The 21,262-nt window shown below is 39.1% G+C and carries 19 protein-coding genes; 1 reads left to right on the top strand and 18 read right to left on the bottom strand.

All coding sequences use genetic code 11. The features are described 5' to 3' along the window. Positions 1 to 74: 74 nt before the first annotated feature. From chbG to nlpE, 7 genes are all read right to left on the bottom strand, one after another. Complete coding sequence (gene chbG, locus DD649_RS10405; protein WP_294106935.1) at positions 75 to 830, bottom strand: chitin disaccharide deacetylase; 756 nt, start codon at positions 828 to 830, stop codon at positions 75 to 77. Between the two features lie 53 nt (positions 831 to 883). After that, positions 884 to 2,236: a 6-phospho-beta-glucosidase gene (locus DD649_RS10400; protein WP_294106933.1), complete on the bottom strand. Its 1,353-nt coding sequence runs from the start codon at positions 2,234 to 2,236 to the stop codon at positions 884 to 886. A gap of 112 nt (positions 2,237 to 2,348) precedes the next feature. Further along, positions 2,349 to 3,212 carry a transcriptional regulator ChbR gene (gene chbR, locus DD649_RS10395; protein ID WP_294106931.1) on the bottom strand — a complete coding sequence of 288 codons (864 nt, stop codon included), beginning with the start codon at positions 3,210 to 3,212 and terminating at the stop codon, positions 2,349 to 2,351. A gap of 44 nt (positions 3,213 to 3,256) precedes the next feature. Beyond that, positions 3,257 to 3,601, bottom strand: a complete 345-nt coding sequence (chbA, locus tag DD649_RS10390; RefSeq protein WP_294106930.1) for a PTS N,N'-diacetylchitobiose transporter subunit IIA — start codon at positions 3,599 to 3,601, stop codon at positions 3,257 to 3,259. Between the two features lie 158 nt (positions 3,602 to 3,759). Then, complete coding sequence (chbC, locus tag DD649_RS10385; protein ID WP_294106929.1) at positions 3,760 to 5,118, bottom strand: PTS N,N'-diacetylchitobiose transporter subunit IIC; 1,359 nt, start codon at positions 5,116 to 5,118, stop codon at positions 3,760 to 3,762. A gap of 112 nt (positions 5,119 to 5,230) precedes the next feature. Beyond that, a complete protein-coding gene (locus DD649_RS10380; RefSeq protein WP_294106927.1) occupies positions 5,231 to 5,551 on the bottom strand; it encodes a PTS sugar transporter subunit IIB in 321 nt (106 codons plus the stop codon). A gap of 386 nt (positions 5,552 to 5,937) precedes the next feature. Next, entirely contained in the window at positions 5,938 to 6,594 is a 657-nt protein-coding gene (gene nlpE, locus DD649_RS10375; protein WP_294106926.1) for an envelope stress response activation lipoprotein NlpE, read from the bottom strand. A gap of 272 nt (positions 6,595 to 6,866) precedes the next feature. Here nlpE and rof point away from each other — a divergent pair, with 272 nt between their 5' ends. Continuing rightward, positions 6,867 to 7,130, top strand: coding sequence for a Rho-binding antiterminator (gene rof, locus DD649_RS10370; protein ID WP_294106924.1), 264 nt, complete (start codon positions 6,867 to 6,869; stop codon positions 7,128 to 7,130). 69 nt (positions 7,131 to 7,199) lie between these two features. On the opposite strand, the gene tilS is transcribed toward rof, so the two are convergent. The 11 genes from tilS to bamA all read right to left on the bottom strand — a co-directional run bounded on the left by tilS (position 7,200) and on the right by bamA (position 21,247). Next, the gene (tilS, locus tag DD649_RS10365; protein ID WP_294106922.1) at positions 7,200 to 8,552 is read right to left on the bottom strand and encodes a tRNA lysidine(34) synthetase TilS; all 1,353 of its coding nucleotides are present in this window, start codon (positions 8,550 to 8,552) and stop codon (positions 7,200 to 7,202) included. Positions 8,553 to 8,568: 16 nt separating this feature from the next. Further along, complete coding sequence (locus DD649_RS10360; RefSeq protein ID WP_294106967.1) at positions 8,569 to 9,453, bottom strand: DMT family transporter; 885 nt, start codon at positions 9,451 to 9,453, stop codon at positions 8,569 to 8,571. Between the two features lie 93 nt (positions 9,454 to 9,546). Then, positions 9,547 to 10,506: an acetyl-CoA carboxylase carboxyl transferase subunit alpha gene (gene accA, locus DD649_RS10355; protein WP_336430525.1), complete on the bottom strand. Its 960-nt coding sequence runs from the start codon at positions 10,504 to 10,506 to the stop codon at positions 9,547 to 9,549. A gap of 12 nt (positions 10,507 to 10,518) precedes the next feature. Then, on the bottom strand, positions 10,519 to 14,001 hold the full coding sequence (gene dnaE / locus DD649_RS10350; protein WP_294106921.1) for a DNA polymerase III subunit alpha: 3,483 nt from the start codon (positions 13,999 to 14,001) through the stop codon (positions 10,519 to 10,521). A gap of 11 nt (positions 14,002 to 14,012) precedes the next feature. After that, positions 14,013 to 14,606, bottom strand: coding sequence for a ribonuclease HII (gene rnhB, locus DD649_RS10345; protein ID WP_294106919.1), 594 nt, complete (start codon positions 14,604 to 14,606; stop codon positions 14,013 to 14,015). After that, complete coding sequence (gene lpxB, locus DD649_RS10340; RefSeq protein ID WP_294106917.1) at positions 14,606 to 15,757, bottom strand: lipid-A-disaccharide synthase; 1,152 nt, start codon at positions 15,755 to 15,757, stop codon at positions 14,606 to 14,608. The genes rnhB and lpxB overlap by 1 nt, the downstream gene beginning before the upstream one ends. A 55-nt stretch (positions 15,758 to 15,812) precedes the next feature. Then, positions 15,813 to 16,610 carry an acyl-ACP--UDP-N-acetylglucosamine O-acyltransferase gene (lpxA, locus tag DD649_RS10335; protein ID WP_294106916.1) on the bottom strand — a complete coding sequence of 266 codons (798 nt, stop codon included), beginning with the start codon at positions 16,608 to 16,610 and terminating at the stop codon, positions 15,813 to 15,815. Position 16,611: 1 nt separating this feature from the next. Beyond that, complete coding sequence (gene fabZ, locus DD649_RS10330) at positions 16,612 to 17,064, bottom strand: 3-hydroxyacyl-ACP dehydratase FabZ (RefSeq protein ID WP_336430522.1); 453 nt, start codon at positions 17,062 to 17,064, stop codon at positions 16,612 to 16,614. 130 nt (positions 17,065 to 17,194) lie between these two features. Continuing rightward, positions 17,195 to 18,232 (bottom strand): UDP-3-O-(3-hydroxymyristoyl)glucosamine N-acyltransferase, encoded by a 1,038-nt coding sequence (gene lpxD / locus DD649_RS10325; RefSeq protein WP_294106911.1) that lies wholly within the window; start codon positions 18,230 to 18,232, stop codon positions 17,195 to 17,197. A gap of 3 nt (positions 18,233 to 18,235) precedes the next feature. Then, complete coding sequence (gene skp, locus DD649_RS10320; RefSeq protein ID WP_294106909.1) at positions 18,236 to 18,730, bottom strand: molecular chaperone Skp; 495 nt, start codon at positions 18,728 to 18,730, stop codon at positions 18,236 to 18,238. Between the two features lie 90 nt (positions 18,731 to 18,820). Further along, complete coding sequence (bamA, locus tag DD649_RS10315; RefSeq protein ID WP_294106908.1) at positions 18,821 to 21,247, bottom strand: outer membrane protein assembly factor BamA; 2,427 nt, start codon at positions 21,245 to 21,247, stop codon at positions 18,821 to 18,823. Between the last annotated feature and the right edge of the window lie 15 nt (positions 21,248 to 21,262).

Genomic DNA, 21,262 nt, shown 5'->3' with positions numbered 1-21,262 from the left:
ATTAATAAAATTAAAAAAGCCCGAACTCAAGATAATCGATAATATTTATCATCTATTAGAGTTTGGGCTTATTATTAAAGATCTAAATACGAACCAAGTTTAAAACCACGTTCTAAAATTTGAGCCTTTAGCGCTGCTGACGTTAACACATCTAGTTCAATTAACCGCTGATAAGCATAATTACTTTTCAATAACGCATTATCAATATATGCAGGATGGCTCATCACTTCAATTGAACTATCTCCACGTTGTTTTGACTCATCAAGTATCTTAAGAAATAAAGATTCTGTAATTTCATCGCCATAAAAATCACTACTAAAATAATCCGTACTCGTGACCGAATAAGACATTGGTGGCCAATTTTTTTCTAATTGGCGATCAACCCGCAGGGCAATGCCTTTTTCTTGTGCAAAATTAACAACAATAGGAAAAATACCCGCGAGCATATGAACGTGGTGATGACTATCAATATGACTTGGTTTTCGACCAAACACTTGTACAAAATAATCATATTGACGATGTAATTCTTGCTCAATTTCGCCTAATGCTAATTCACTCGAATCTATCTCCCATAGCCACTTACCTAACATTCCCTCGCGGGTTAATGATGGTATCGATGATAATGGCGTTCCAGCAGTTAATACAAAATGCATACCAACTGCTAGCGTAGGATATTCATGGCTTAATTTAGCCGCATGGAATATACCTGGCATATTCACCATCGCACTTGTCGAATGAACAATACCATTTCGATGAGACTCAATAATGCCATAATTAACTGCCTGACATAGCCCAAAATCATCGGCATTAACAATCAATAACGATGTCATTATTATTTCCTTCTATTTACCCAGATAACTAGCTTTACCGCTAATAATCGTATTTACTTTTCTTGCTCAAGCTGCTTTATTGCTTTTTCAAATTTAGGAAGATGCTTTTTATGTGCAATTACCAACTCTTTTGCTATTTGACGAGCATCTTTGTCTGAATGTATTAAAGGATTAAGGTTCATTGCTAATAAAATATCATTAAAGTCGCCATTAGTTGCAGCGCGACTTGTCGCAATTTCAAAACCTTTGATAGTGTAAATAAGCCCAAGCACTTTATCATCAAAATGTGTGATTCTAGGGTGTGGTGTCGCACCATTACGCCCTAAAGTACAGGTCATTTCTACAGTCCAGTCTGCTGGAATATTATCAATATTACCTAGATGCGGAATATTTACATAATGTTCAGTATTTTTGTCATTGTAAATTGCATTAATAACTTCACAAGCAGCATCTGAATAATAAGCCCCACCTCGTAATTCTAACTCTTTTGGTTTAACATCTAGCGAAGGGTTTTTATAAAGCTCAAATAACTGGTGCTCTATTTTTTGTACAATTTGAGCCCTTGCTCCACCTTTGTAATACTCACCAAGCTCAATCGCCAACATTTCTTTAGGTTTAAAATAATATAATAAATATGAGCATGGTATTAAATTTAATGAACGGATCAGCCCTTCATCAAAGGCTAAATCTGTAATATTTTTAACCGAGTTAGCACTTAATGTTCCCGATGCAATTCCATCTAATAACTCATTAAAACGTGATTTGCCATTAACAATAACGTCTTTAATAAAAACCATATGGTTTAAACCAAATAAGTCGATTGATAATTCGTCTTTATCCGTTAAATTCAGTACATCTGTAATAAACATTTTCATACCAATTGGAATATTACATACCCCAATAAAACGTTTGAAATTTGTATGTCGATAAACTGCTTCTGTGACCATACCAGCTGGATTAGTAAAGTTAATGATCCATGCGTTAGGACATATTTCTTCAACATCTTTTATAATGTCAAAAATAACAGGGATCGTACGTAGCCCTTTAAAAAGTCCACCAGCACCATTAGTTTCTTGCCCTAAATAACCATACTTTAATGGTATTGACTCATCGATTTCTCGCGCTTTTAATTGGCCAACTCGTAACTGAGTTGTCACAAAATCAGCATCTTTCAGCGCTTCTTTACGATCCAGTGTTTTATACACTTTTAATGGAATGTTAGCGTGCTTAACCATTCGCTGACAAAGGTCAAAGATAATATCTAACTTCTCTTTTCCCTCTTCGACATCAACAAGCCATAATTCAGTTATTGGAAGTTCATGATAACGCTTAATGAAACCCTCTAATAGCTCAGGAGTATAACTACTACCACCACCTATAGTAACAATTTTCAATTTTTTAGTCATATTAACTCCATATAACCTTGTATTTTAAGTATAGAAAAGCACACCATTTTTAATTAAAAATGGTTGTGCTCAAAAAATTCAGCTAATTAAAGCTAATTACATCAGTGAATATTTAACCGCCGACACGTTGTTCAACGCTAAAAAGATTTTTTCGGTAATCGCTTGGAGTTAATGATGTTGACTCTTTAAATTTCTTCACGAATAAGCTTGGGCTACTATATCCAGATTCAAAAGCAATATCTGTAATTGTATAATTTGTTATTTCTAATTGTTTTTTTGCAAAATTGATTCGAATATCATTAATAAGTTGCATTGGCGTTTTGCCATAAAAACGTTTAGTAACTCGAGTTAGATACTCTTGAGATTTACCCGTAATTGTAATCATGTTTTGTAATGCACTTTCGCTAAACATAGCAATATCATGCATTTCTTCCAATGTCGTTTTAAGCCACATAGGTGCATCATCTTGCAGGCTTTTTTCACGATAATGACGTAATCTGTTGACCACATTAAATGTCACTAACTCGACAAATTCATTAAATTCACTATCACGAAAGTTTAGTGATGCGATTACTGACTCAATATAAGCCATAAATTCATTTTTTAATTGATACCCTTGAGAGGCAACAAAGCAACTAGGAAGTAATGACAAATAATGTTTGTCAAAAAATGACTTACTTATTCCAACATTTAATACTCTGGTTGCGCCAAAATCATAAGAGCTTTTATGATTAGAGCCTATTGGCAAGAAAACAAAATCGCCTCTTTCCAAAAGAACCCGTTTACCATTAATTATTTGATAGCAGCGTCCAGTTAAAACAATCATATATTCATAATAATCATGTTGATGTAACCCAGTAGCACTTTCAATCTTATTATAAATAACGACATGAAAGGTTTTATTATTAAAAAGCTCACGTTCTTGAACTAATTTAATATCCGCAGCAATGTCTGTTCTATTCATTAATATCTGCATTATAATCTCCTTTCTATCGGTTTGCTTTTTATCTGTTCAACCTTTTAACTATTTATTTTTCCATGAAGCTCAATTAACTCAGTAATTAACTCACGTGCTAGCATCGCATTCATTAAATGGTCTTGAGCATGAACAAGCACTAGGCTAACTTTTACTCGCCCTTCACCCATATCGTCTTCAATTAATTTTGTTTGTACTTTATGTGCTTCATTCAAAGCAGAATGAGATTGCTCCATTAAACTTTTAGCTGTAGCAAAATCACCTTCTTTGGCTTTTTTTAGTGCAGTATAAGCAAGACTTCTTGCTTGACCTGCATTAATAATTAGCCCCATAACAACTTCTTCTAACTCACTTACTGTATCGTCTTGAATATCATCTAATTCAAACATAACTTTATCTCTACTTTAAAGGAGGAATATCCCCGTTATACGTCAAGTTGCATGGTGACTCACGACATTTTATAGCTCACACTATTTTAGTAACCTGGACTGTCTTCGTTTATCATTTACATGCAACTCAAACTATTTAGTGAATAAATCCTCTAATTTTAAAATTTCAGTGAATTTGCAATATCTTCTTCACTTTCTTCTTCATCAATAGTGTTCTGTGCCTTATTCGAGATGACAACAAATGGTAAGTAAACTAGTACCGCAACACCAAGGTTAAATAAAGCAAGCAATAGAGCGGCCACGCTACCATTAGTGTTAAAGAATGCAGCTAGTCCTGTTGGCATTGTCCAAGGTGCAATATTTGTGATCGGCGGGATAATCCCTAAGTAATAAGCGGCGACCATAATTCCTGCGAGTAAAGGTTGAATAAGAAGAAATGGGATAAACATGACAGGGTTCATGATAATCGGTAGTCCAAAAATAATAGGTTCATTAATTTGGAATATACCTGCGGGTAGTGCCAACTTAGCAACTTGACGATGATCAGCACGTCGTGATGCAATAAAGATAGCAATAATTAACCCAAGCGTTGCCCCTGTACCCCCTAAGAATACGTAAGAATCCAACATAGGCTTAGCCCACATATGGAATGACTTACCCGCAGCGATTGCGGCATCTACCGAACCGTATTCAGCATATAAGGAGACGTTTTCTAATGCCCATGGCGTCATAATACCGCTATCAAGCGCCGTTAATGCCAAAGAACCATGAATACCAAAAAACCATAATAGTGATGTGAATACCACATATGCCCAGCCGACAACGTTACCCATTGAGGCGAGTGGTGTTGAAACTGAATCCATGATTATTTGGTGAAAGTTAGTACTAATACCACTCAATGACCATGAAATTATCCCCATAATAGATAGGATAATAAAACCAGGAATTAATGCAGAGAATGAACGAGCAACTGAAGGAGGAACGCTATCAGGTAATTTAATGACCCAGTTACGACGCACTATGAAGGTAAACATTTCGGCCACAACTAATCCCAAAATAATACCTGAAATAATATTTGCACCACCGAGCCAGTTGGCACCAACAGCATAAGCACCATTAACTTCATAAGGGGTCACGGTCATAAATGAAGCTATAGCAAGCAGACCTGCAGCGAGTGGATCAACCTTGCGTTCTTCAGCTAATGCCATCGCAATAAAAAAAGGTGTCATCAATGACATAATACCGAGGGTTCCGTTATAGACATTCCCCCCAATTCCTTTAAATCCATTAATTGTTTCTATCGTACTCGGTTCTAATCGAACCCCCATAGAATAGAAAAACGACCCGACATCAAAGCTAAGAAAAACGTTATTAATAAGAACAAACATTGCCCCAACTAAAGTCAGTGGCATAATACGAATAAAACCATTCTTTATTGCATTAACATGAGGCTGCTTTCCCAATCTTACCGCGAATGGGAGGAGTGCCTTTTCAAGCGAATTTATTGCGAGACTCATAAGAATACCCTCAATTTTTGAGTGTGCTCCATTTTCTAGTGACAACCCTGTAGTGATAGTCTCATCGTGATGGAGTCATTATTTAGTAGAGGTAGTAAGTAGCTCTCTAAGTTTAATTTGTCGTTTTATTTTTAATTGCTGCAACTGCGGCTTTTAATACACCAAGACCATCAACTTTCCCATACAATAACGAGTCGATAACCACAACAGGTTTACTCGGTAATAACTTTTGAATATCGTCTAACATCCAAGCAATTTGAGGTCCCAGTAACACTAAATCCGCATCAACACCTTTTTCAGCGGCCAAACTTTCTGGGAAGGCCTCAATATTGACTGGAACATCATATTTTTCTGCCTGAATTCTCATTTTGTTAACTAATAGAGAAGTAGACATTCCAGCAGAACAAAATAAGTAGATATTTTTCTTGTTCATTCTTTATCCTTAAGCAGTTCTAATTATTTTTTGGTTTCTTCTGTAATTTATAAATTTTTTTATAGACTTATGTTTTTTTGTCTTAAGCACATAAAGCCACTAAATTACTTCTAGTTGAAGGCAGTATACGTACATTCCCTATTTTTCGATATTTCATTGTTATCTATAATTGTCTCTCATTGACCTATCGCCATGACCCTCTTCACATTTATGCAAATATTTCGCGTCAATTAAAAAGTTATACTGATATCAAAAGCACATCTTTTTTGGAATAAGTAAAAAAATCAGAGTATTTTCATGAATTTTAATTATTTAAACGACAAAAAGGCCCAATGATATAAACATTGGGCCTTTAAAATTTAGGAGAGTAAGGTTAGATCATTAAATTATTGGCAAGCAGCAGTCTTATCAAATTTAGCTTTTCCGGTTGGAATAAGTGCTGAGTCAAACTGACCATCTTCCATAGAAGGGCGTACTGAATAATAACCTTCCACCTCAACGTATACAGGTGTGCCACCTTCTACACCTGTTTCACTATAGCCTTTTTCGAGTTCAATACCTGATACGGAATATTGACGGCCAGACTCACATTCAGTAAATACTGCCGCATCCGCCATGTAGCGGTATTGCCCCACTTTTTTGCTTGGTGTGACTTGATTTAAGGTATAATTCATCTGAGTTTCAATAGGATTACCTTCCAAATCAAGTAAAGTGACCGATTTACCATCTGCTGCTTTAGCAAAATAAGTTAGGTCATTTTTTTCATTCGTTAAGCGTAATTTTTCACCGTCCACATCCCATTTACCTGCATCATGGAATGCACGATTACCTTCTTTTGTACCCATATAAATCAACTGTTCGACGTAACTGCCATCTTGGTTAACTAACAGAGTTGCCTCAATACCAGAACAGTCTGCACAAGGGATAACGCCAGTATATGCATTATCAATTTGTGCCGTATTTGGATTTTTCGCCGCACTTTGACAACCAGCTAATGTAACTGTACCGACCGCCATTAAGACTAATAATAGTGACTTATTCATTATAATTCCCTTGTGAACATTCATGTTTAACTCTTTAACTAATAACAACATCGTATCATCTCAGGCAGCAAAAAGATGGGGCACATAAGATAATTAGGACATTACTGATAAAATACGTTATTCATTAATTTAATGAATAAGAATTGTCTTTTTCATCTAGCGCCGATTATAGTTATTAAAATTACTATGCTATTATCGTATTAAGCATGTTTTTGCTTGATACAAAATGTTCAAGGCGGCAATAACCGCCACTAACACAGTGGTGAGGGAATATGTCTACAGATACTGAATATCAACCTATCAATTGTGATGATTACGAATATCTAGAAATCGCATGCCAACGCCAGTTGAAGTTACAGATTAAACTTAATGGCGGAGAGAATATTGAAGGGCAAGCCAGTGATTTGCTTCTGCGTAAAAAAGTAGAATACCTGATTGTTGAAACACATGATGGCACAATGGAGCTACGTTTGGATTGTATTAATACCTTCAGTCATCCTGAAATCGGCACGATAATTGTCGACCACTCTCACTAATACTCGCAGTTGAGTTCTTCTATGCCCCTTATGATGGTCACAGTCATAAGGGGTTTCTCATTCTAGTCATTACAACGGTATTTGAAATTCATCATTTTTTTGCCAATCAATCGCAATACCGAGTTGTTCTTCGCCAATATAACCCGCTGGCGTCACAAAGCATCCTACCGCTGTAATTAACTCATCATTATAATAAACCAAAGGTGTCCGCTCACGCATCCAAGGTGCAATACCTAGTTCCTGCCATATTTTTTTACTATTTCGAGAATGAGTACGGCCTACAATATTAATAATTCCTTGTAAACCAAAGCGCACTGTCACTTTTTCATGTTGATATGGTGGACGGATTTGTCCCTGCCCTTGCATAATATAGAGCTTACCAAGGGATTCAGGCAAAATGAAACTTTCTGGATAATTCCAATCATATTGTTTATTCGCTAACGAACTAATACGCCTGACGATCCACAAAGCGCTTTGATAACGCCTTATTTCAACATTTCCTAACCGACAAATAGGCTCCGCATCTTGACGCGCTAATGCGACTTCCTGCCAAATACGCTGTAATTGGTTAAAAGGTGGCATCGGTAATTGATGTAAACCTATCCAACGACGAATTAAGGCATTTCTTTTTGCGATTGAGCAATCATGCAGACTATCAATAAATAAGCCGCCACGATAATCCATCATTTCATCGAGAATATCTTGCAATAGCTCATCAAGTAACGATTCTTGCTCGGCGCACAAAGAAGCGCTACGCGCTATCGCATTCGGAAAATGTGGCCAACGAGCTGATAATAATGGCATTATACGTAATCGAAGATAATTTCGATCATATTTATCGTCTTGATTACTGTCGTCTTCAACCCAACGTAATTGATTGTCTTGAACATAATGTTCTAAATTAACACGAGCAATCGACAATAAAGGACGCAGTAAATACGTTGTGCCGGCTGTTATAGCAAAAGGTAATAATTCAGGCATGGATGATAATCCTGCCGGGCCACTTCCACGTTTAAGCGCTAACATAAACGTCTCCGCTTGGTCATCTAAATGCTGCGCAGTAACAATAATTTCATCATCGAGTAACTCGTCTCGATAAGCTTGATAACGAGCCTCTCGTGCTGCGGCTTCCAATCCATTGTTGGCAGGATCAACCAAAACATGGCAACAAATAAAAGGGATATCCCATTGCTGACATAATAAAGCGCAATGAGCTTCCCAAGAATCTGCTTTAATATTCAAACCGTGGTGGACATGAATTGCTCGAATTTGTAGTGATGGATGGCAAGTTTTTTTTATTTGATAAAGGGCATGTAGTAGGACAGTTGAATCAATACCACCGCTGAATCCAACGAGTATTTTTTTAAAATCACCAATTTTACTGAATACCTGCTCAATAATGAGCTGTGATTGCTTATCCATTACTTGTCCTTACCCACTAATTTTTCTGTTTTTTACCAAAACCAACACATAAAATCCCAGAGATGATCACTAATACTATTCCAATAATATATGCCATCTCAAAAGGATCACTTAAAATTAAGACTAACCAAATCACCGATAATACTGGAGATAAGAAAACTATTGATGCAATTTTTGCCGAGTGACCTGTATTCATCGCCTTAAACCATAAAATATAGGATACCCCATTGATCAAAACACCGTTAATTATCGTAGGCCACAGCGATGCCTCTGACGGGAGTTGTATTTCGCTAAATAAAAATAATAAAGCCAGTGAAGTTAACGTAGAAAAAATAAATAACCAGACAGTACTAATATAAGGATCGATAGAATATCGGCGAGAAAATACAGACATCAAGGCAAAACAACATGCGCCACTAAATACCAGTAAAAGAGCCGTTGGATTTTCCACTTGTAGCTGAGTAATTTGTCCTTTAGTAAACGTGATGATAACAGCAATAAAACCAATCACCACGCCTATAATCTGCCGTCCTGCTAATTTGTCTTTTAATAAAAAAACCGATAATAAAATAATCACTAAAGGCCAACTATATTGAATAACAAGCACTGCAATGCCATTTTCAATAGAATAGCCATAGTATAAAAGTAGATAAAATAGACAATCAAGAACACCGAGAACAAATACTTTGATTAAAATATCAACAGGAAGAATGAATAATTTAGTTGGTTTATAGCCAGCAAGCAAAGCAACAAATATGACCGAAATTGCTGACATGAGATTAGACCAAAATAAAAATTGAAAGCTATCCATACCATCTTGTCCAAAACGCGACACAATAGGGATAAAGCTCCATATTAGTACGCACACTAATGCATAGATCAAATAATTATATTGGCGCATTGCCAGCCCTTCTGCATGTGATTGCGAGCAAATAAAAAACGGGAGCTGGTAAAACCATACTCCCGTTTTTTTAATAGAATTAATTATTAAAAATCAGCAATAACCATAGTCCATCAGACGTTGGTAACGACGATTTTTTAATGCTTCTTTATCAAATTCATCAAGTGCATCAAGATCTTCAACAAGACGTGCTTTGAGTGATTCTGCAATAGCATCATAATTACGATGTGCTCCACCTAATGGCTCAGGCACAACATTATCTATTAATTTCAACTCTTTAAGGCGTGGTGCGGTAATTCCCATCGCTTCGGCCGCTAATGGGGCTTTATCTGCACTTTTCCATAAAATAGAAGCACAACCTTCTGGTGAGATAACAGAATAAGTACTGTATTGCAGCATATTCACTTTATCACCAACACCAATAGCTAAAGCGCCACCAGATCCACCTTCACCAATAACAGTACAGATAACAGGAACAGATAGGCGTGACATTTCACGTAGATTACGTGCAATCGCTTCAGATTGACCACGTTCTTCTGCACCAACACCTGGATATGCGCCTGGTGTGTCGATGAAAGTAATAATAGGGAGATTAAAACGTTCTGCAAGTTCCATCAGGCGCAGTGCCTTACGATAACCTTCTGGTGCAGGCATACCAAAGTTACGACGGATTTTTTCTTTTGTTTCACGCCCTTTTTGATGACCAATAATCATGACTGGACGGCCATCTAAACGAGCCATTCCCCCCACGATAGCTTTATCATCAGCGTATGCACGGTCCCCTGCTAATTCCTGAAAATCAGTAAATATACGTGGAATATAATCCAAAGTATAAGGACGACGTGGATGTCGAGCGAGCTTAGCAATTTGCCATGCTCCCAGATCAGAGAAGATTTTACGTGTTAGCTCAACACTTTTTTCACGTAAACGTGCAACCTCTTCATCCAGGTTGATTTCTAAATTGTTATCTTGACGACTAACTGCAGTTAGGGAATCAATTTTCGCCTCTAATTCAGCAATTGGCTGTTCAAAATCAAGAAAATCCAGACTCATAATATTCCTATTTTAGTCAAATTCTAATTCTACCTGCTCATTACCCAGCAGAGTTCGAAGAGCGTTCAGAAGGGGATCCACGGGTGTCACACGCCAAACAACGCCAAATTTAAGTTTGGCTCTGGCATCATCCTTCTGATAATACAAATGAACTGGGATCGTTCCTGAACGGTGAGGTTCAAGAGTGCTGCGAAGCCGGTTCAACAATTGATCGTTAATTTGTTTATCTGACAGTGATATCGCAAGTCCGCGTGCGTATTTTTCTCTTGCTTCACCAAGATCCATTAATTCACGCACTGTCATTTTATTACCACCGTTAAAATCATCAAAGCTGACCTGACCGGTGACTATCAGGATATTATCTTTTTCCAGCATATGTTGGTATTTATCTAACGCATCAGAAAATAGCATAATATCCAAACGACCGGAACGATCATCAAGTGTACAGATACCAATTCTATTTCCACGTTTAGTTGTAATGACTTTAGCTGAAAGTACTAAACCTACCACAGTTGTCATTTGACCACGAGGGGTAGGGTTCACATCTTTTAATCTAAGGCCATTAGTGTAGCGTTCAATCTCACTTAAGTAGCGTGTTATTGGATGCCCTGTTAAATAAAGCCCTAATGTTTCTCTTTCACCTTCAAGTACAACTTGCTCTGGCCATTTAGGCACGCTTGCATATGAGCTTTCAACTTGTTCCGGTGCATCAGCAAGAACACCGAACATATCTGCTTGCCCAATAGCTTCCGCTTTCGCATGTTGATCAGCAGCTTTTAATGCATCTTCCAAGGAAGACATCAGCGCTGCACGATGCGGTCCTAAATGATCAAATGCACCCGCCATGATCAGTTTTTCCATCATACGGCGGTTAATTTTTTTAATGTCAACACGAGCACAAAGATCGAAAATCTCTTTGAAGATCCCACCTTCTTGGCGAGCCTCAACGATGGCCTCTATCGGCCCTTCTCCAACCCCTTTAATTGCGCCAATGCCGTAAACTATCTCACCTTCATCATTCACATGGAAGTGATATAAGCCACTATTAATATCTGGCGGTAATACCTTTAGTCCCATCCGCCAGCATTCATCAACCAAACCAACAACTTTTTCTGTATTATCCATATCCGCAGTCATTACCGCAGCCATGAATTCAGCAGGATAGTGGGCTTTTAGCCACAAGGTTTGATATGAAACCAATGCATAAGCAGCGGAGTGAGATTTATTAAATCCATAACCGGCAAATTTCTCTACCAAGTCAAAGATTTTCATCGAAAGCTCACCATCAACCCCATTTTTGATAGAGCCATCTTCAAAAACAGAACGCTGCTTAGCCATCTCCTCAGGTTTCTTTTTACCCATAGCACGACGCAACATATCTGCGCCGCCGAGTGTATATCCAGCAAGTACCTGAGCAATTTGCATAACCTGTTCTTGGTATAAAATAATACCATAAGTTGGCTCTAGAACAGGTTTTAATGATTCATGTTGCCATTCGACATCAGGATAAGATATTTCTTCACGACCATGTTTACGGTCAATAAAGTTATCCACCATGCCTGATTGCAGCGGCCCTGGGCGAAAAAGTGCCACAAGGGCTATCATGTCTTCAAAGCTATCAGGCCGCAGGCGCTTAATCAGATCTTTCATACCGCGGGACTCTAACTGGAATACCGCCGTTGTTTCTGAACGCTGTAGCATATCGAAGCTTTTTTGATCCTGTAAAGGAATAGCTGCAATATCAATAGGTTCTAAATTTTTCTTACTACGCCGCGCGTTGATCATTTCCAACGCCCAGTTGATAATTGTGAGTGTACGCAAACCCAAGAAGTCAAATTTTACTAAACCAGCATACTCAACATCATTTTTATCAAATTGAGTAACTGGGTTTTTGCCTTCCGCATCACAATAAAGTGGAGCAAAATCAGTAATTTTTGTTGGTGCGATAACCACACCACCCGCATGTTTACCTGCGTTTCGCGTAACACCTTCCAGTTTACGCGCCATATCTATCAGCGCTCGAACTTCTTCATCTGCTTCATAAACTTCAGGAAGCTGAGGCTCAGCTTCAAATGCTTTTTCCAGTGTCATACCTGGATCAAGAGGGATCAGCTTTGAAATTCGGTCAACGAAACCATAAGGATGCCCAAGAACTCGTCCTACATCACGAATAACTGCTTTTGCGGCCATGGTACCAAATGTAATTATTTGTGATACCGCATCACGTCCATACATTTGAGCGACATGATCAATAACTAGGTCGCGTTTCTCCATACAGAAGTCAACGTCAAAATCGGGCATTGAAACACGTTCTGGGTTGAGAAATCGCTCAAACAGTAGGTCAAATTCTAATGGATCAAGATCCGTAATTTTTAATGCATAAGCGACGAGCGAACCCGCGCCAGAACCACGCCCTGGGCCTACAGGAACGCCATTATCTTTCGACCACTGGATAAATTCCATAACAATAAGAAAGTAACCAGGGAAACCCATTTGATTAATGACATTTAATTCAATTTCTAGACGTTCATCATATTCTTTACGTCTTTCAGCTCTAACTTTTTCATCAGGAAAAAGAAATTCAAGGCGTTCTTCTAAGCCTTTTTGTGAGCACATGACTAAAAAGTCTTCAGTCTTCATTTCCCCCGTAGGGAATTGTGGCAAAAAGTATTCACCAAGACGAATAGTTACATTACAGCGCTTAGCAATCTCTACACTATTTTCTAGTGCTTCAGGGATGTCAGCAAATAGCTCGCACATCTCTTCTTCAGTACGTAAGTATTGCTGAGGACTATAATTTTTAGGCCTTTTAGGATCAACTAACGTAAAACCATCATGAATTGCAACACGAATTTCATGTGCATCAAAGTCGCTACTTTCAAGAAAACACACTTCATTCGTCGCAACAACTGGCAAACCTTTTTTGGCGGCTAGCTCAACAGCGGCATGTAAATAGCTTTCTTCGTCTGATCGGCCTGTTCTTATTAATTCTAAATAGTAGCTATTAGGAAAATGTGCTTCATAAAATTCGAGGCATTCATCAACTAGAGCTTGATTACCTCGTAGTAAGCACTGGCCTACATCACCTTTACGTCCGCCTGAAAGTAGAATTAAACCTTCTTTATGTTTCGCTAACCAATCACGCTGTATTGTTGGGCCAATAGCACCATAACCTTTTTGATAAGCTTCAGAAATAAGAAGTGTAAGATTTTGATAACCTTCATTATTCCTAGCAAGCACTGTTAAGTGAGAAATATCATCACCTAATAGCTCACTTTCAACATAAAAATCTGCACCAATAATAGGTTTAACACCTGCACTATGGGCTGCACCATAAAATCGAACTAAACCACAAAGGTTAGTAAAGTCAGTAATTGCAAATGCAGGCATCCCCATTGCAGCTACTTTTTTGACTAATGGGCTGGTTTTAGCCAACCCATCTATCATAGAGTAGTCACTATGAACACGTAAGTGAATAAAACGAGGAGAAACCATCAACCTGATACCTACCCTTTCATTGCCAAAACAAGTCGCACAGGGGCGAAGCTTTTACGATGAAACTCAGTTGCCCCATGCAACGTCAGTTTTTCTAAATGATAAGCTGTCGGATAGCCTTTATGCTTTGCGAATCCATACTCAGGAAAAACTTTGTCAAGTTCAACCATCTCTCTATCTCTTATCACTTTAGCTAAAATAGATGCAGCACTAATTTCTTGTACTAAGCTGTCACCCTTCACTACCGCTTGCGAAGGCATCGGCAATTTAGGACAGCGATTACCATCGATTAAAACAAAATCAGGTGTGATTGATAATCCTGCAACTGCTCGTTGCATGGCTAACATAGTCGCATGCAATATATTGATATTATCAATTTCTTCTGGCTCTGCACGAGCAATGCTCCAACAAAGGGCTTTTTCTTGGATTTCAACAAATAACTTTTCACGTTTTTTTTCTGTGAGCTTTTTTGAATCTGCTAACCCAAGAATAGGATTATTAGGATCAAGGATAACAGCAGCAGTGACTACCGCACCAACTAAAGGCCCACGGCCGACTTCATCTACGCCAGCAATTAAGTTGGCTTTAGGGTATATAAAATCCATTATTTCCTAACCAAATCTAATACTGCATCCGCAGCTTGTTTATCTGCATCACAACGGATCAGTTCATGCAGTTGTAAAAAAGTTTGTTTTAATTTTTCCACCGGCTCTCCCCCCTCTAATAATGGGGTAAGCTGCTGAGCTAATTGTTCAGGTTGGCATTCATCCTGTAATAGCTCTTTCACAATTTCAGTACCCGCTAATAAGTTAGGTAGCGAAACATAAGGCGTTTTAACTAATCGTTTTGCTAACCAAAAAGTAAAGGGTTTCATACGGTAACCCACAACCATTGGACATTTAGTTAACATACATTCAAGTGCCGCCGTACCAGACGCTAATAACGTTGCATCCGCAGACATCATCGCATCACGCGCTTGACCGTCTAAAATATGAACATTGAGTTCAGGGGCAACTTCCTGCCAAACAGCGTTAAATTGTTCACGCCGCTTTTCATTCACCAAAGGCACCACAATATGTAAATCAGTAAAGTGCTGATGCAAAATCTTAGCTGTCTTTAAAAAATCAGCACTTAGCATTTCAACTTCAGAATGGCGGCTTCCCGGTAACAAGGCTAAACATTTCGTAGATTCAGGAATATTAAGACGCGCCCTTGCCGCTTGTTTATCAGGATGAAGCGGTATTGAATCCGCCATCGTATGTCCAATAAAACGACATGGAACATTAAAACGGTCATAGAACGCTTTTTCAAAGGGAAGAAAGGCAAGTACTAAGTTAGTTGCGCGGCCAATTTTAAACACGCGCTTCTGACGCCACGCCCATACAGATGGGCTAACGTAATGAATGGTTTTGATACCTTTAGACTTTAACCTTCCTTCAAGCGTAATATTAAAATCAGGGGCATCAATACCAACAAAAATATCGGGCTGTAATTGAGTGAATCGCTTGGTTAAATCTTTACGAATGGTCAGGAGACGAGGTAAACGACCAAGTACCTCAACAATTCCCATCACAGCAAGCTCTTCCATCTCATACCAAGCTTCACAGCCTTCTGCTTGCATAAGAGGTCCTGCGACACCGACAAAACGCGCATTCGGTACCTGTTCTTTCAGTGCACGGATAAGCCCTGCACCTAAAATATCACCAGATGTTTCTCCGGCAACAAGGCCAATAGTAAGTGGGCGGTTGTTATTCACCGAAATTCGCTCCTTAATAAAGGCCTAATATCATTCCTATCTATAAAAATAGATATTAACGAATAATACCACGTTTAGACTGTGCTGATTCCTCTAAGAAATCACTGAACACTTGTACATGCGAATTATTTTTCGCCATTTCAGCAATTTCTTCGCGCGCTTCTTCTAAAGATTTACCTGAGCGATATAACGTTTTATAAGCGTTACGAATAGCATGTAGGGATTCTTTATCAAAACCGCGACGTTTTAATCCTTCGAGGTTCAAGCCAAATGGTGTTGCGTGGTTACCTTGCGCAATCACATAAGGAGGAACATCTTGTGCAACACCAGAACAGCCGCCAACCATGACGTGAGCGCCGATTTGACAAAATTGATGAACTGCGGTCATACCACCAATAATTGCAAAGTCTCCCAAAGTGACATGTCCACCGAGAGTACCATTATTTGCAATAATACAACGATTACCAATTAAGCAGTCATGCGCGATATGCACATTAACCATCAATAAGTTATCATCGCCCACTTTAGTTAAGCCGCCACCCTGTGTAGTTCCACGGTGAATAGTGACGCTTTCTCTAATACGGTTTCTATCACCAATCTCAACACGAGTTGGCTCGCCTTGATATTTTAGATCTTGGTTTATTTCGCCAATAGAGGCAAACTGAAATACCACGTTGTCACGACCAATTTTAGTATGTCCGTTAATAACAATGTGAGATTTCAGTTCAGTGCCTTCGCCAATTTCAACGTCAGCTCCAATATAGCAAAAAGGGCCAATGTGAACATTGGCACCAATAATAGCGCCATCTTCGACAACAGATGAAGGGTGGATATAAGCAGTTTTATCAATCATATCAGACCTCGCGACGACGGGCGCACATCATTTCTGCTTCGCAGGCTATTTCTCCATCAACTTTTGCAACACCTTTAAAACGCGCAACACCACGACGCTCTTTAATGAACTCGACTTCCAGGATCATTTGATCTCCTGGTAAAACAGGGCGTTTAAAACGCGCATTATCTATTGCTGCAAAATAATACAATTCACCCGGTTCTAATTTGCCCGAGCTTTTGAATGCTAAGATACCGGTAGCTTGCGCCATCGCTTCTAAAATTAACACACCCGGAAAAATCGGTTTGCTAGGGAAATGCCCTTGGAAAAACGGCTCGTTGAAAGAGACATTCTTTACTGCACGTAAAGATTTGCCTGCGTCAAAATCCAATACACGGTCAACCAAAAGAAACGGGTAACGGTGTGGAAGTAGTTCTAAGATTTCTTCTATATTCAGAGTATGATTATCACTCATCGAAATACTCTTCCTGTCTATTAATAAGATTTAATTAATGAATCGGCCTGCTTCAACCTCGAAACAAGGTCAACTGGCAGGCCGGAAAAACGTAACTCAGATAACTATTTTAGCCTGAATTACAAAATGTTTACTGTTTTTTTTGATTTTGGCTATCTAACTCACGCTCAATCGTTTTCAATCGCTTATTCATCTCATTGATATTTAAGACTAAAGCGGCTGTTTTACGCCAAGCTTTATTAGGCTGTAAAGGGATGCCTGAAGAGTATACTCCGGGTTCAGTAATTGGTCTCATGACCATACCCATTCCAGTTACCGTTACTTTATCACAAATTTCCATGTGACCATTGATAACGCTTGCTCCGCCAATCATACAGTAGCGACCGATTTTTAAGCTACCGGCCATAATAACACCACCAGCAACAGCTGTATTATCGCCAATTGTCACATTATGTGCAATTTGACACTGGTTATCTATGATAACACCATTACCAATAACTGTATTATCTAATGCACCACGGTCAATCGTTGTACTCGCACCGATTTCGACACGTGAGCCAATGATCACTGTACCTAACTGCGGTATTTTGATCCAATTACCACGATCATTTGCATAACCAAAGCCATCAGAACCAATAACTGTACCAGATTGGATCAAGCATTGAGTGCCAATCTCTACGTTGTGATATATGGTGACGTTTGCCCAAAGGCGAGTTTCAGCACCAATCTGCGTATTTTTACCAATAAAACAACCCGCGCCAATCACTACGTTATCGCCCAGAATTACACCCGTTTCAATAACGGCATTAGCGCCAATCGATACATTTTCGCCTAATTGAACATCATCAGCAATAACTGCGGATGCATGGATATTTTCAGCCGGACTCGGCGTTGTATCCATAATTTGAGCCATACGAGCATATGCAAGATAAGGGTTATCAACCACAAGAGCTGCAACCTTACAAACATCAAGATCTTTTGCTGTGAGTACAACCGCTGCGGCCTGACACTCAGTGAGTTTGTCGCTATAACGGCTATCAGATAGAAAAGTAATCTGCTGATTATTTGCTGAATGCATTGGAGCAATACCGGTGATGACAATATCGCCATCACCGTGTAACTGCGCATTCAACTGCTGAGCAAGGTCAGCCAATCGAATTGAGGACATCTATTATTTAACCTGTTTTTGAACCTGACTTGTGATGTCAATGCTATCTTTTGCATATGCAACTGCATTTGCGTCAATAACAACATCATAGCCTTCTTTAGCGGCAACAGATTTAATGGAATCCTGAATACGAGTCAAAATTTTATTACGCTCTTCACCTTGACGACGACGGTTGTCTTCTTCAAATTTTTGAGCTTTTTCAGCAAATTGGTCACGTTTAGTCATGAGTTCAGCTTCAAGCTTCTCGCGTTCGCTTTGCTTCATAGTAGCACCGTCACGACGTAGTTTTTCTACACGTGTTTGCAAATCTTTTTCTAAACTTTGCAATTCAGTACCACGACTTTTGAACTCACTTTCAAGCTGTTTAGCAACGGCTTCACGAGCAGGCATATTTTGGAAAATTTCGCCTACATTTACGATAGCAATTTTTTCAGCATAAGCACCTGCAGACATTGCTAAAGCAATACTCACACCCGCTGCACACAACAATTTTTTCACACTAAACTCCTTAACCCATATTTATGGCTGGAAATTTTGGTTGCCCTCACTTAATTGTGAGGGCTTTCTTAGGAAGACACTAGATAGATATTACCAAGTTCTACCAATATTAAATTGGAACTGCTCTGATTTGTCGCCTTCGTAATCCTTGATAGGTTGCGCATAGGAGAAAACCAGTGGTCCAAGTGGAGACATCCATTGTAAAGCAACACCCGCTGAAGCGCGGAGATTTGTCGCTTTACCGTAGTCTGGCATTCCTGCACGCCACTCAGAGTTAATACTATTCCAGTTAGTATCCCACACAGTACCCGCATCGACAAAGAGCGATGTACGAACTGCATTCGCATATTTCTCGTCAATAAATGGTGTTGGTGTGATCAACTCAAATGACGCGGTGTACATAGCATTACCACCAACTGCATCACTTGATGGACTTCCTGGCTCTGGCCCAACAACGCTGTTACCATTCACTGTAGTACGTTTCAAATAAACTGCTTTCGGTCCGATATTATTCGAACGGAAACCACGAATAGTACTTGAACCACCCGCATAGAAGTTTTCATAGAATGGCATTTGCTTACTGCCGATACCATCACCATAACCCGCTTGCGCACGACCTAAAACAACCCAAGTTTCATCTTCATTGATTGGATAATAATGAGCCGTATCAAAACGCAGTTTATAGTATTCGTTATCAGAACCTGGAACTGTGACTTTCGCTGATACGTTGGTTTTGTTACCCGACGTTGGGAAGAAACCACGGTTCAGTGAGTTATAGGTCCAACCCGCATTCACTGTAAAGTCATTGGCATCAAAGCTTTCTTTATTACGACCAGTTTCATTGATTGGTGGTTTATCCCCCATAGAATAGAGGTAATCCCACATCGCAGCTTGTGGACGCATATCAGACAAGTCATTATGAACATAACCCGCACCTAAACGGAATGAGTTATTTTCATTGAATGGGAAGCTTAAGAAGCTATCTAAACCATAAGTTTTGTTGGTATAACCAGATAGATCGGCATCTTTTGCACTAAAGTCGTTATAGAAAATACGACCACCTAAACTTACACCATTTACGGTAAAGTAAGGATCAGTGAAAGAGAATTCAACGTTAGTTGAGTAATCATTTTTACTCGCGTTGATACCGACAGCGTTACCCGTACCCATCCAGTTATCTTGCGATACGCCGACTTGGAAACTTACGCCGCTTTCAGTACCAAAACCAACACCGAAGTTCATTGAACCGGTATTTCGTTCTTTAACTTTATAGACAACATCAACTTGGTCAGGGCTACCTGGAACACGTTGTGTTTCTACATCAACTGTTTCGAAGAAACCAGTACGATTAAGACGCTCTTTACCTAGCTCAACTAGATCGTTGCCTAGCCAAGCACCTTCCATTTGACGCATTTCACGACGTAAAACGGTATCTTTGCTGGTGTCATTACCTTGGAATCGAATTTCACGAACATAGAATCGATTTCCAGCATCAACATTTAAATGCAGTTTGACCGTTTTATCTTCATCATTAATTTCAGGCTGAGTCATTACACGTGGATAAGCATAACCATAGCGACCAAATAACTCTTTTATTTTGTTTTCCATTTGCGTCACTTGCGCACCGTTATAAAGTTCACCCGGTGTAATTGTGATTAGCTCTTGGATATCCGCTAAATGCTCTGCCGTATTACCATTAATTTCAACGCCAGAAATTTTGTACTGGTCGCCTTCAGTAATGTTAATTGTAATGTAAATATCTTTTTTGTCAGGTGTCAGGCTAACTTGAGTAGAATCAATATTGAAACGAGCATAACCGCGATCAAGATAAAAACTGCGCAGTGTTTCTAAGTCACCAGCAAGTTTTTGTTTCTGATATTTTTGGTCTGCAGCAAAGTTCCACCATGGAACATCATCACGTAACTGAATTTTATTAACCAGTTCTGCCGTCGTGTAATTTTTGTTACCCACGATATTAATCTGCTGAATTTTTGCAGATACACCTTCGGAGAAAACAAATTTTAAATCAACACGGTTGCGCGGTAATGGTGTCACAACAGCTTTTACAGTCGCGTTGTATTTACCAACGCTGTAGTAAAAGTCTTCTAGACCCTTTTCAATATTCGCAATAGTCGTACGGTCAAGAGCTTCACCGACACGAATATTAGATGCTTCCAAGTTCTGCTTCAGCATGTCATCTTTTACCGATTTATTACCGGTAAAAGTGATACTTGCGATGGTTGGCCGCTCTTTAACTTGAACGATCAGCGTGTTTCCATCACGCAGGACTCTAACATCTTCGAAGTTACCTGTTGAGAATAGGGAACGGATAGAACGACTGATATCTTCAGTATCAATCGAATCACCCACCCTAACAGGCATGTTCAATAATGCTGCACCAACGGCGACGCGTTGTAGACCTTCGAAACGAATGTCTTTAACTACGAATCCGTCTGAACCGTATGCAGTGGCGCTGCCGAGAAGCAGCGACGCTATGAGCAACTTTTTCATCGCCATCGTTGTTAGCGTATT

Origin of the sequence: Providencia sp. (genome assembly GCF_003533305.1) — a bacterium.
In the GTDB taxonomy this organism is placed as follows: Bacteria; Pseudomonadota; Gammaproteobacteria; order Enterobacterales; family Enterobacteriaceae; genus Providencia.
This window is presented reverse-complemented; position numbering and strand designations above follow the sequence as displayed.

Excerpts from the sequence above, each read along its gene's own strand:
- rof (WP_294106924.1), top strand. The coding sequence starts at position 6,867 with ATGTCTACAGATACTGAATATCAACCTATCAATTGTGATGATTACGAA.
- DD649_RS10380 (WP_294106927.1), bottom strand. The coding sequence starts at position 5,551 with ATGAACAAGAAAAATATCTACTTATTTTGTTCTGCTGGAATGTCTACT.
- bamA (WP_294106908.1), bottom strand. The coding sequence starts at position 21,247 with ATGGCGATGAAAAAGTTGCTCATAGCGTCGCTGCTTCTCGGCAGCGCC.
- chbG (WP_294106935.1), bottom strand. The coding sequence starts at position 830 with ATGACATCGTTATTGATTGTTAATGCCGATGATTTTGGGCTATGTCAG.
- lpxA (WP_294106916.1), bottom strand. The coding sequence starts at position 16,610 with ATGATTGATAAAACTGCTTATATCCACCCTTCATCTGTTGTCGAAGAT.
- nlpE (WP_294106926.1), bottom strand. The coding sequence starts at position 6,594 with ATGAATAAGTCACTATTATTAGTCTTAATGGCGGTCGGTACAGTTACA.
- rnhB (WP_294106919.1), bottom strand. The coding sequence starts at position 14,606 with ATGGATTTTATATACCCTAAAGCCAACTTAATTGCTGGCGTAGATGAA.
- fabZ (WP_336430522.1), bottom strand. The coding sequence starts at position 17,064 with ATGAGTGATAATCATACTCTGAATATAGAAGAAATCTTAGAACTACTT.
- dnaE (WP_294106921.1), bottom strand. The coding sequence starts at position 14,001 with ATGGTTTCTCCTCGTTTTATTCACTTACGTGTTCATAGTGACTACTCT.
- chbR (WP_294106931.1), bottom strand. The coding sequence starts at position 3,212 with ATGCAGATATTAATGAATAGAACAGACATTGCTGCGGATATTAAATTA.
- chbA (WP_294106930.1), bottom strand. The coding sequence starts at position 3,601 with ATGTTTGAATTAGATGATATTCAAGACGATACAGTAAGTGAGTTAGAA.
- tilS (WP_294106922.1), bottom strand. The coding sequence starts at position 8,552 with ATGGATAAGCAATCACAGCTCATTATTGAGCAGGTATTCAGTAAAATT.
- chbC (WP_294106929.1), bottom strand. The coding sequence starts at position 5,118 with ATGAGTCTCGCAATAAATTCGCTTGAAAAGGCACTCCTCCCATTCGCG.
- DD649_RS10360 (WP_294106967.1), bottom strand. The coding sequence starts at position 9,453 with ATGCGCCAATATAATTATTTGATCTATGCATTAGTGTGCGTACTAATA.
- lpxD (WP_294106911.1), bottom strand. The coding sequence starts at position 18,232 with ATGTCCTCAATTCGATTGGCTGACCTTGCTCAGCAGTTGAATGCGCAG.
- accA (WP_336430525.1), bottom strand. The coding sequence starts at position 10,506 with ATGAGTCTGGATTTTCTTGATTTTGAACAGCCAATTGCTGAATTAGAG.
- DD649_RS10400 (WP_294106933.1), bottom strand. The coding sequence starts at position 2,236 with ATGACTAAAAAATTGAAAATTGTTACTATAGGTGGTGGTAGTAGTTAT.